The 10,361-nt window shown below is 70.3% G+C and carries 8 protein-coding genes; 3 read left to right on the forward strand and 5 right to left on the reverse strand.

What is annotated here, in order from left to right; translation table 11 throughout:
* The first annotated feature begins 28 nt into the window (after nt 1-28).
* Entirely contained in the window at nt 29-946 is a 918-nt protein-coding gene (locus ACWDD7_RS22990; RefSeq protein WP_450458699.1) for a LysR family transcriptional regulator, read from the forward strand.
* Between the two features lie 121 nt (nt 947-1,067).
* Here ACWDD7_RS22990 and ACWDD7_RS22995 read toward each other — a convergent pair whose 3' ends face one another.
* The 4 genes from ACWDD7_RS22995 to ACWDD7_RS23010 all read right to left on the reverse strand — a co-directional run bounded on the left by ACWDD7_RS22995 (nt 1,068) and on the right by ACWDD7_RS23010 (nt 6,640).
* On the reverse strand, nt 1,068-2,876 hold the full coding sequence (locus ACWDD7_RS22995) for an alkaline phosphatase family protein (RefSeq protein ID WP_450458700.1): 1,809 nt from the start codon (nt 2,874-2,876) through the stop codon (nt 1,068-1,070).
* A gap of 246 nt (nt 2,877-3,122) precedes the next feature.
* Complete coding sequence (locus ACWDD7_RS23000; protein ID WP_450458701.1) at nt 3,123-5,066, reverse strand: S53 family peptidase; 1,944 nt, start codon at nt 5,064-5,066, stop codon at nt 3,123-3,125.
* Between the two features lie 237 nt (nt 5,067-5,303).
* Nucleotides 5,304-5,939: a DUF305 domain-containing protein gene (locus tag ACWDD7_RS23005; protein WP_450458702.1), complete on the reverse strand. Its 636-nt coding sequence runs from the start codon at nt 5,937-5,939 to the stop codon at nt 5,304-5,306.
* A complete protein-coding gene (locus ACWDD7_RS23010) occupies nt 5,936-6,640 on the reverse strand; it encodes a DUF3105 domain-containing protein (RefSeq protein WP_450458703.1) in 705 nt (234 codons plus the stop codon). The genes ACWDD7_RS23005 and ACWDD7_RS23010 overlap by 4 nt, the downstream gene beginning before the upstream one ends.
* 143 nt (nt 6,641-6,783) lie before the next feature.
* Between ACWDD7_RS23010 and ACWDD7_RS23015 the strand changes: the two genes are divergently transcribed.
* Nucleotides 6,784-7,245, forward strand: a complete 462-nt coding sequence (locus tag ACWDD7_RS23015; RefSeq protein ID WP_351873378.1) for an RrF2 family transcriptional regulator — start codon at nt 6,784-6,786, stop codon at nt 7,243-7,245.
* 59 nt (nt 7,246-7,304) lie between these two features.
* Here the strand turns inward: ACWDD7_RS23015 and ACWDD7_RS23020 are convergent, their stop codons facing one another.
* Nucleotides 7,305-8,486: a globin domain-containing protein gene (locus ACWDD7_RS23020; RefSeq protein WP_450458704.1), complete on the reverse strand. Its 1,182-nt coding sequence runs from the start codon at nt 8,484-8,486 to the stop codon at nt 7,305-7,307.
* 267 nt (nt 8,487-8,753) lie between these two features.
* Here ACWDD7_RS23020 and ACWDD7_RS23025 point away from each other — a divergent pair, with 267 nt between their 5' ends.
* Nucleotides 8,754-10,115 carry a glutamine synthetase family protein gene (locus tag ACWDD7_RS23025; protein WP_351873374.1) on the forward strand — a complete coding sequence of 454 codons (1,362 nt, stop codon included), beginning with the start codon at nt 8,754-8,756 and terminating at the stop codon, nt 10,113-10,115.
* The last annotated feature ends 246 nt before the right edge of the window (nt 10,116-10,361 follow it).

Here is a 10,361-nt window from a genome sequence, read left to right on the forward strand (position 1 = left end):
GAAGATGTAGCAGCCCTACAATGCAGGGGTGGACGAACGGCAGCTGCGCATCCTGCGTGAACTCGGGGACCTGGGCAGTGTCAGCGCCGTCGCCGAGGCACTGCACGTGACGCCGTCCGCGATCTCGCAGCAACTCCGGCTGCTCCAGCGCTCGATCCCGGTCCCGCTCACCGAACGCGCCGGCCGCCGGGTGGTGCTGACCGACGCCGGGCACGCCCTGGCCGCGGCGGCCGTCGAGGTGGAGTCCGCCATGGCGCGGGCCCGGCACGCCGTCACCGACTTCGCCGAACGACCCGGCGGGGTCGTGTCCGTGGCCGCGTTCCACAGTGCCGCCTCGGCGTTCTTCCCGCCCCTGCTGCGCGGCCTCGCCGGTCCGGAACACCCCCGGCCGGCGCTCGCCGACGAGGACGTCGCCCAGGACCGCTTCCCCGCCCTCACCCGCGACTACGACCTGGTGCTCGCCCACCGCCTCGACCACGCTCCGCCGTGGCCGCGCACCGTGACCTCCGCCACGCTGCTGCGCGAGCCCCTCGACGTGGCCCTGCCGGTCGGCCACCCGCTGGCCGCCAAGCCGCTGCTTTTCCCCCGGGACGTGGCGGACCAGCCGTGGATCACGGTGCACGACGGCTTCCCGCTGATGGCCACCATCGAGGCCATCGCCGCCTTCGCCGACCGCCGGCCCGACATCGTCCACCGGATCAACGAGTTCACGGTGGTCGCCGAGGTCGTGGCCGCCGGCGGCGGCCTCGCCCTGATGCCCCGCTGGACCACCCGGGCGCACCCCGGCGTCGTCCTCAGACCGCTGGGCGACGTGCACGCCCGACGCCACATCGACGTCCTCCACCGGCCCGAGCGCACCGCCCGGAAGGCCGTCCGGACGGTTCTCGCGGAGTTGCACGCGATCGCCGCACAGATCCAGGGCCGGGACACCTCGGCGACGACGTGACGCGTCCACCCGTCATCGATCACCGATCACCGATCACCGTTGTCCCGCAAACGCCCGCGCCGCCGGCCCCGGGTCGGCGGCGCGGGTTCGTCCGGAGGGAGGCGAGGCCCGTCCGGTGGCGTCAGCCGACGGTCAGTCGGAAGGGCCCGGCCAGCACGCTGTAGCCGTCGTTGGCGAGGTAGTAGACGTCGTAGCCGCCCGCACCGTTCAGCTTGCCGGTGGAGAAGGTGGCCGCGCCGCTCTGGTTCGGGGCGTAGGCCCAGGTGAGCGAGGACTGCGCGCCCGGCTTCACCCCCGCCGGGTAGATCCCGATCCAGTTCTTCGCGCTGACCTGCGCGGTGGACGGCAGCGCGTAGCGGAAGGTCACGCCGCCGCCGTTGCTCACCGCGTCGAGGTCACCGGTCAGCGTCGGGGAGGTCGCCGTGGAGGGCGCGAACGCGTCGTTCAGCGGGGTCGCGTAGGTGTCGTTCGCGGTCAGGCCCGGCAGGCGGAGGGCGTCCTCGATGGTGCGGGCGATGCTGTAGTGGTCGTAGTGGCGGGGACTGGTGGTGCCGGCCGGCACGGTGCCCTGCGAGCCGACCGCGATCGTGGCGACGTGGTCGTAGCCCTCGCTCGCGCTCTCGTCCCAGGTGAGCAGGATCAGCGAACGCTGCTGGGTCCAGGCGGGGGAGGACATGATCGGCGCGAGCGTCTGCTGCAGCCAGCCGTCCTGCGTCTTCAGGCTGGTGGCGTTGCCGTTGCCGGAGGACTCGCCGTCGTAGTAGTCGTCCGCGGCGATCCAGGAGAAGTCCGGTGTGGTCGCGGCCGACTTCAGGTCGGTGGTCAGCTGCGAGGTGTCGAACAGGTGCGCCGCGCAGCGGGCCGCGTCGCCGCTGATGTCGGTGTAGTTGATGAACGGCGCGTCGTCGGGCTCGTAGTAGCTGTCGGCGCCGCCCTTGCTGGCGTTGCAGGGGGTGCCCATGCCCTGCTCGTAGGCCTTCCAGGTCTTGCCGGCGGCCTCGATCGTGTCGCCGAGGTTGCGCTCGGGGGAGTTGATGTTCGGCCAGTAGGTCGCGCCCTGGGCGTAGGTGTCGCCGCCCGCGACGGCCAGGTAGTTCTCGTCGCTCGGGTGGTAGACCGCGTGGGCGTCCGTCATCGTCGCGCCCTTGGCCATCAGGCTGTGGATGAACGGCGTGTCCGCCGGGTCGTTCATGATCTCGGAGTAGTCCGTGTTCTCCATCATCACGGTGAACACGTGGTCGTAGCCCGGCGTCCTGGAGACCGGCGGAGCCGGCGGCGCCGGAGCGGCGACCGGGGTGTCCAGGGTCAGCGACAGGTTGTCCAGGTAGCCGGTCTCGTGGGAGGTGCCGAGGAACTGCACCTCGACCTGGATGCGCCGGGTGCCGGCCGGCACCGAGCCGGTGGCGCTGCGCGCGAGGAATTCGGTCAGCAGGCCGCGGTCGCCGGCGGAGACCGTCGGCAGCTTGGCGGTCGCGCCGACGGGGTTCCCGTTCGCGTCCTGGAAGTGCAGGCTCGCGGCGACGTAGCCGCCGTAGACGGTCCAGCCGCCGAGCCAGCCGGACAGGTCGTAGTGCACGCCGCCGCCGTCGATCGCGGAGGCCGCGGAGGAGACGTCGACGGTCTGGCTCATCGAGCCGTCCCCGAAGTTGCCCGGCGCGAAGAAGGACGTGCCGGGTGTGCCGCCGTCGCTCGGATGACCGAAGGACGCGACCGACTGGCACATCACGTTGATGCCGCCGGACTGGACGGTCCAGCCGGGCACGGTGGTGGCCGCGCTCCAGTCGTCGGTGCAGAAGCCGCCGGCCTCCGCGTCACCGTTGACGATCAGGTTCCCACTGCTCACTGCCGCCTGCGCGGGGGCCGGGGCAGCGACGATCAGGGTGCCGAGCAGGGCGAGCGTCCCGCCCAGGGCGCTTTGGCGCATACGCATGATGTATCTCGTCCCGTCGTGAGGGTGTCGCCCATTGGATGTCATGGACGGGACATAAGTACAGGCTGTTGCTGTCAGTGGAAAGAACGAAGGTCAAACTTGACCAGACAAGTTCACCGAATCTGAGCAGACTTGATCAGACAAGTCGCGGTCGCGGCCCGGTCGACGGCGACACGAAAGGGGCGCGGGTTCCGGATGGACCCCGCGCCCCCCTGTGCCGAACTCAGTTCAGCTCGGCGGCACCGTTCAGTGCTTCTTCGCGAACGACACGACGTAACCGGCGGCCGGGGAGCCGACGCCCGTCACGTCGTCGTAGCCCTCGGTCGCGGACAGCGAGCTGTCCTTGCCCAGGCTGCGGACGGAGTAGCGCAGACCGTCGGTGTCGTCCAGGCCGTTGGCGTAGTCGACGCGGACGACGCCCAGGCCCTGGCCCGTGGGGTTGTCCGTGACGTCGTGGAAGACGCCCTTCTTGCCGTACCGGGCGTAGATCGCCGGGTTGGCGAAGCCGATCGCCTTGCCGCCGCGCGCCTCCTGGGCGAGGGCCTGGACCGCCGCGATGGTCGGCGCGGCCAGCGAGGTGCCGCCGATGCGGTACTCGCTGTACTGCTGCGACCCGTCGGGGAAGGTCTGGGTCTGGCCCACCAGGAACCCGGTGTTCGGGTCGGCGATGGCCGCGATGTCCGGGACGACGCGGTTGCCGGAGGCGTTGTTCGCCTTGGCGAGCGAGTCCGGGACGATGCCCTTCTGGTAGTACGGCTCGGCGACCGTGTTGCTGGTGCCGCCGCCCGCGCCCGAGGTGAAGGCGCCGGGGAAGTTGACCCAGCTCTCGCCGTCGGCCGACAGGGTCGCCTTCTCGGTGCCCCAGCCGGTCTCCCACAGGTACTTGTCGCCCTTGCCGACCGCGAGGGAGGTGCCGCCGACGGCGGTCACCCAGGCGGAGTTGGCCGGGGTGTCGACCTGCTTGGTGCCGGTGTGCGCGACCTCGTCGCCGTTGTCACCGGAGGAGAAGTAGAAGCCGATGCCCTGCACCGCGCCCAGCTGGAAGACCTGGTCGTAGGCGGCCGCGAGGTCCGGCGTCTGGTTGGCCTCGATGTCGCCCCACGAGTTGGAGACGATGTCGGCCAGGTGGTTGTCGACCACCTTGCTCAGCGAGTCGAGCAGGTCGTCGTCGTAGCAGGACGCCGCACCGACGTAGGTGACGTCGGCGTCCGGCGCGACCGCGTGCACGGCCTCGACGTCGAGGGTCTCCTCGCCGTACCAGCCGGCGGCGCCGCACTCGTCGGTCTTGGTGTAGTTCTTCGGCAGCACCTGGTGGAGCTGACCGGTCTTCCACGCCTTGTCGCCGTTCTTCAGCGCGTACGTGCCGGCGTCGTAGGCGATGGTCGGCGAGGCGTAGGCGTCGGTGATGGCGACGCGGACGCCCTTGCCGGTGTAGTCGCCGGCGCCGTAGGCCGCGCGCAGCTGCTTGCCGGTGTAACCCTTGACGGCGTACGGGGCCTTCTGGCCGTAGACGTCCGGCAGGGTGCTCGCGATGTTCGAGCCGTAGTACGACGAGAACGGACCGGCGTTCTTGAACACGGCGTCCGGGGGCGGCAGCTGGTCGTCGTGGTTCGCCTTGTGCGGGGCGCTGTCCAGACCGGTGACGGTCAGGACGGTGCCCTTGAGGCCGGCCGGGACGGAGGCCGCCTGCGCCGGGGCGCGGTAGGTCTTCGAACCCTTGGCGAAGTTGTGCAGCTGGGTGCCGAACGCCTTCTCCGCGGAGGCCACGTCACCGGAGACGGCGACGTAGTGCGGGGTGACCGCGGTGACCTTCAGACCGGCCGACGTCAGCCAGGTCTTGACGGCGGCCACCTGGGCCATGGTGGCGCCGAAGCGGGTCTGGGCCTGCTTGGCGCTGAGGTACTTGCCGTACAGGGGCGAGCTGGGGTCGGCCACGGCCTTCGCGTAGGCCGCGAGGCTCGCCGCGTTCCGGCCGGCCAGGTAGACCCGGGCCTTGACCTGGGCGCGGTTGTCGGTGGCGCCCTTGTCCGCCTTGGCCGTGGCCCACAGCGGCTTGGTGCCCTTCAGGGCGTTACGGGCGGGGCTGTCCGCGGCATGGGCCGCGGGTATGCCCAGCGCCAGCGCGCCGGCGATCATGGGCAGCGCGGCTGCCATGCTCACGGCGCGCGTCTTGGCGCGGTTGGATCTCATAGAACCCCCTGCGATGCGATGCGCATGCACGTAGTAGGTAGGTGCATCGCGGATCGTGCGCCGGCCCGCGGCGGTGGTGACGGCCGGCGAATGGATCACACGATGGGGGCAACTCTGGCCGATGAACCGTTCATGCCAGGTAAACGGATTGGTCAAGAGAAGCTCAAGTAACCCTCTACTGGGGGGATTTGGGCGTTTTTTCCTTACGGCTGTATTACGAAACGACTTGTTCCCTGGTCAGGAAAGCGGTTCGGCTCCGCGCTCCTTGAGCATCCCGGCCATCACCTGGAGTTCCGACTGCTGCGCGTCGACCATGCCCTGGGCCAGCCGTTTCTCCACGCCGACCGTGCACTTGGCCACGCAGCCCTCCGCCATGTGGATGCCGCCCTTGTGATGGTTCGTCATCAGCTGGAGGTAGAAGATCTCGGCCTGCTTCCCGTTCAGCGCCCCGAGCTTCTTGATCTGCGTGTCGGTGGCCATACCGGGCATCAGCGAGCCGTCCTTGGCCGTGACCATGCCGCCCATGCCCATCCAGGTCATCGGCGGGTCCGCCGACACCTTCGGCAGCCCCCACAGATCCAGCCAACCCAGCAGCATCCCGCGCTGGTTGGCCTGCGTCTGCGCGATGTCGTACGCGAGCCGCCGTACGTCCTCGTTCTTCGTGCGGTCGCGGACGATGTACGACATCTCGACGGCCTGCTGGTGGTGCACGGCCATGTCCCGCGCGAAGCCCGCGTCCGCCGAGTCCGCGCTCGGCGTGCTCGGCGCCGCCTTGCCGGAGCCGGAGTCGGCGACCGCGTACGTGACGGCGCCGGCCGCGACGAGCGCCGCCGCCGCGACCCCCGCCGCCCAGCCGACGGCGCGCCGCCTCACTTCATCACCCCACCGGTGCAGGACGCACCCGGCTCGGGCGTCTGCGGTCCCTGCACGAAGTCCGCGAAGAACTTGTTCACTTCGGGGTCGCTCGCGCTCTTCACGGCCACCTGGCGGCCCCACGCCGACAGCATCAGCGGCGCGGCCTGGTTCTCGTACGGGCTCATCAGCGAGTACGGCGTCTTCTTCACCTTCGCCGCGAGCGCCTCGACATCGGCCTTGTCCGCCTTGGCGGTGTACGTCACCCACACCGCGCCGTGCTCCAGCGAGTGCACCGCGTTCTCGTCGTGCAGCTGCTGGTTGTAGACGTCGCCGTTGCAGTCGGCCCACACCGGGTTGTGGTTGCCGCCGACCGGCGGGTGCATCGGGTACGTCACCCTGGTCGTCACGTGCGTCCGCGACAGCGTGCCGCTCCAGGTGCGCACGCCGTCCTTCCCGGTGGTGAAGTGCCCCGAGTCCCCGGAGCTCTTGCTGTCGGCGTCGCCGGGGTTCTTGCCGTTGTCGCCGCTCGCCGCCGTGTCCTTCTTGCCGGACCCGGAGTCCGCGAGGACGACACCGCCCACGACGAGTCCGGCGACGACCACCACGGACGCGGCGATGACGAGCGCCCGGTTCCGGCGCTCGCGCGAACGCTCGGCGCGCCGCATCTCCTCGATGCGCGCCTTGCGCGCCGCGCTGTTGCTGTTGTTGGCGGAACCCATGAGGCGACGTCCTTCTGGGGGGAGAGGGGGCGGACAGGGGTGGAGCCCGCTGATCGTAATGGCGGAGTGGGCACCTGCCGTAGAGTGAGCGCGGCGAAAGGGCTAAATTTGCGCCGGGGATGTGTATTATTTACGCTCGCCTTATGCGGCTGCTGCGTTCCACCGACCTCGCTCTGCGCATCCTGATGCGCCTCGCCGTATCCGCCGACGACACCCCCGCCACCCGCAAGGTCGCTGCGGACATGGACGTGCCGTACACGCACGCCGCGAAGGTCGTCGCCGAACTCCAGCACCTGGGCCTTCTCGACGCCCGCCGCGGTCGCGGCGGCGGCCTCGCGCTCACCGAACGCGGCCGCACGGCGTCCGTCGGCGCGGTCGTCCGCACCTTCGAGGGCGACGACGAGGTGGTGGAGTGCGAGGGCGCCACCCCCTGCCCCCTGCGCTCGGACTGCCGCCTGCGCGGCGCCCTGCGCCGGGCCCAGCAGGCCTTCTACGAGACCCTGGACCCGATCACCCTGGACCAGATCGTCGCTGACCCCACCGGCCCGGTCCTGCTGGGGATCTCCCTGCGCCCGCCCGGCGCCGTGGAGAACCCCGTCTCCTGAACCACGCGAAGGGCCGCCCACCGGAATCCCGGCGGGCGGCCCTCCTCACTCCCTCGGCGTCAGCCGGCGAGCCACAGGTCCGGCCCGAAGACCTCGTAGTGGATGTCGGCCGGCGCCACACCCTTCTCGATCAGCTGACCGCGCACGGCGCGCATGAACGGCAGCGGCCCGCAGAGGTAGGCGCGCGTACCGGGCGCGACGTCGATGTCGGAGAGGTCGACCAGGCCGGTGCGGCTGCCGGGCTCGGCGTCCTGCTCGTAGAAGAAGTGGACGGCCGCGTCCGTGAGCTTGGCCGCGTACGCCTGGTGGTCGGTGCGCAGGGCGTGGTCCGCGGGGGAGCGGTCGCCGTGCACGACGGTGACGGGCGCGTCGTGCCCGTCGGCCGCGAGCGAGGCCAGCATGGCGACCATCGGGGTCACGCCGATGCCCGCGGAGGCGAGCAGCAGGGGCCGCCCGGCGACGTCGTCGAGCACCAGGTCGCCGTACGGCTCCGACAGCTGGAGGACGTCGCCGACCTGCACGTTCGCGTGCAGGTGATGGGACACCTCGCCGTCCGGCGTCGTACCGCCCTGCACCCGCTTGACGCTGAACTGCCGCACGTCGTCCCCGGGCCCTCCGGACAGGCTGTACTGCCGTATCTGCCGCGCGCCGTCGGCGAGCTTCACCCCCACGGAGACGTACTGCCCGGCCCGGAAGCCACGCACGGGGGACCCGTCGACGGGCCGCACCCGGAAGGAGACGACGTCGGCGGTCTCCTCGTCCCGCCCCACGACCTCCCACTCCCGGAACTCCTGGCTGCCGCTCTCCTCGTACAGCCGCTTCTCGATGGCGATGAGGGCGTTGGCCATCAGCCAGTAGACCTCGGTCCAGGCGGCGGCGACCTCGGGCGTGACGGCCTCGCCGAGGATCTCGGCGATGGCGGCGAAGAGGTGCTCGTGGACGATCGGGTACTGCTCCGGCACGACGCCCAGCGAGGCGTGCTTGTGGGCGATGCGGCTCAGCATCACGTCCGGGCGCTCGTCCGGGTGCTCGACCAGGTAGCCGGCGAACGCGGCGATGGAGCCCGCGAGGGCCGACTTCTGGGCGCCGGAGGCCTGGTTGCCCCGGTTGAACAGGTTCCGCAGCAGCTCGGGGTGGGCGGTGAAGAGCCTGGAGTAGAAGTTTTCGGTGATCTGTTCGATCGCCGCACCCACGGCGGGAAGCGTGGCGCGGACGGTGGCGGCGGACTGCTCGGACAGCATCGCGGACTCCTTGCGATCTCGACTGATCGAACGCTATTTAAATATGCATCTGAGATGCAAATTAAAGAGACGTGTTCTGCCTCACGCCCCCGAGGGGCCCGGCCGTTACGGATGCCGCCGTCGACAGGCAAGATGGGCGACAGGGCAGTACACCTGCCGTAGGAGAGACGTTCAGGACGTGGACGTCGGGGCGATCAAGGTCCGCAACACGCATGAAACGCTGTTGTGGTGGGATGCTCCTGACCAGCAAGGATGGGGAATCGGAAGATGGACAAGCAGCAGGAGTTCGTGCTCCGCACCCTGGAGGAGCGCGACATCCGGTTCGTACGCCTGTGGTTCACGGACGTGCTGGGCTTCCTGAAGTCCGTCGCCGTGGCCCCTGCCGAGCTGGAGCAGGCATTCGACGAGGGCATCGGCTTCGACGGCTCCGCCATCGAGGGCTTCGCCCGCGTGTACGAGTCCGACATGATCGCCAAGCCGGACCCGTCCACCTTCCAGATGCTGCCGTGGCGCGCGGAGACCCCCGGCACGGCCCGGATGTTCTGCGACATCCTGATGCCGGACGGCTCCCCGTCCTTCGCCGACCCGCGCTATGTCCTCAAGCGCGCCCTGGCCCGCACCTCCGACCTGGGTTTCACGTTCTACACCCACCCGGAGATCGAGTTCTTCCTGCTGAAGGACCGCCCGCTGGACGGCAGCCGTCCGACGCCGGCCGACAACTCGGGCTACTTCGACCACACGCCGACCAGCGTCGGCATGGACTTCCGCCGCCAGGCGATCACGATGCTGGAGTCGATGGGCATCTCGGTGGAGTTCTCCCACCACGAGGGCGCCCCGGGCCAGCAGGAGATCGACCTGCGCTACGCCGACGCCCTCTCCACGGCCGACAACATCATGACCTTCCGCCAGGTCATGAAGCAGGTCGCCCTCGAACAGGGCGTCCAGGCCACGTTCATGCCCAAGCCCTTCTCCGAGCACCCGGGCAGCGGCATGCACACCCACCTCTCCCTCTTCGAGGGCGACCGCAACGCGTTCTACGAGTCGGGCGCGGAGTACCAGCTGTCCAAGGTGGGCCGCTCCTTCATCGCCGGCCTGCTCAGGCACGCGGCGGAGACCTCCGCGGTCACCAACCAGTGGGTCAACTCCTACAAGCGCATCTGGGGCGGCTCCGAGCGCACGGCGGGCGCGGGCGGCGAGGCGCCGTCGTACATCTGCTGGGGCCACAACAACCGCAGCGCCCTGGTCCGCGTCCCGATGTACAAGCCCGGCAAGACCGGCTCGGCCCGCGTCGAGGTCCGCTCCCTGGACACCGGCGCCAACCCCTACCTGGCCTACGCCGTCCTCCTCGCCGCCGGCCTGAAGGGCATCGAGGAGGGCTACGAGCTGCCGCCGGGCGCCGAGGACGACGTGTGGGCCCTCTCGGACGCCGAACGCCGCGCCATGGGCATCGAGCCCCTCCCGCAGAACCTGGGCGAGGCCCTGACCCTCATGGAACGCAGCGACCTGGTCGCCGAGACCCTGGGCGAACACGTCTTCGACTTCTTCCTGCGCAACAAGCAGGCCGAGTGGCACGAGTACCGCTCGGAGGTCACGGCGTTCGAGCTGAGGAAGAACCTGCCGGTGCTGTAGCGGCAGGTCAGCCTGGGGTACCGCCGAAAACGACCCCTCGGGGCCGACGGTCGGCCGACCGTCGGCCCCGACCCGTCTCACCGGCTCATCGCCCGCCGCTGCTCGGCATGAGGTGCGCACGGACCCGGAGTGTGAACTCCGGGAGCTCAAGAACGTGACACGGCGGCCCGGTCCGCGCCCCCTCGCCGAGGGCGCTGCTGTACGCGCTGCTACCGGACGAGGACGACGCTCTGGCCGCCGTGCGCC

This window comes from Streptomyces sp. NPDC001056, from assembly GCF_053598955.1.

What these genes read in the sequence shown, in the direction of transcription:
- ACWDD7_RS22995 (WP_450458700.1), bottom strand. Translation starts at nt 2,876, where the DNA reads ATGCGTATGCGCCAAAGCGCCCTGGGCGGGACGCTCGCCCTGCTCGGC.
- ACWDD7_RS23015 (WP_351873378.1), top strand. Translation starts at nt 6,784, where the DNA reads ATGCGGCTGCTGCGTTCCACCGACCTCGCTCTGCGCATCCTGATGCGC.
- ACWDD7_RS23020 (WP_450458704.1), bottom strand. Translation starts at nt 8,486, where the DNA reads ATGCTGTCCGAGCAGTCCGCCGCCACCGTCCGCGCCACGCTTCCCGCC.
- ACWDD7_RS23025 (WP_351873374.1), top strand. Translation starts at nt 8,754, where the DNA reads ATGGACAAGCAGCAGGAGTTCGTGCTCCGCACCCTGGAGGAGCGCGAC.
- ACWDD7_RS23000 (WP_450458701.1), bottom strand. Translation starts at nt 5,066, where the DNA reads ATGAGATCCAACCGCGCCAAGACGCGCGCCGTGAGCATGGCAGCCGCG.
- ACWDD7_RS23010 (WP_450458703.1), bottom strand. Translation starts at nt 6,640, where the DNA reads ATGGGTTCCGCCAACAACAGCAACAGCGCGGCGCGCAAGGCGCGCATC.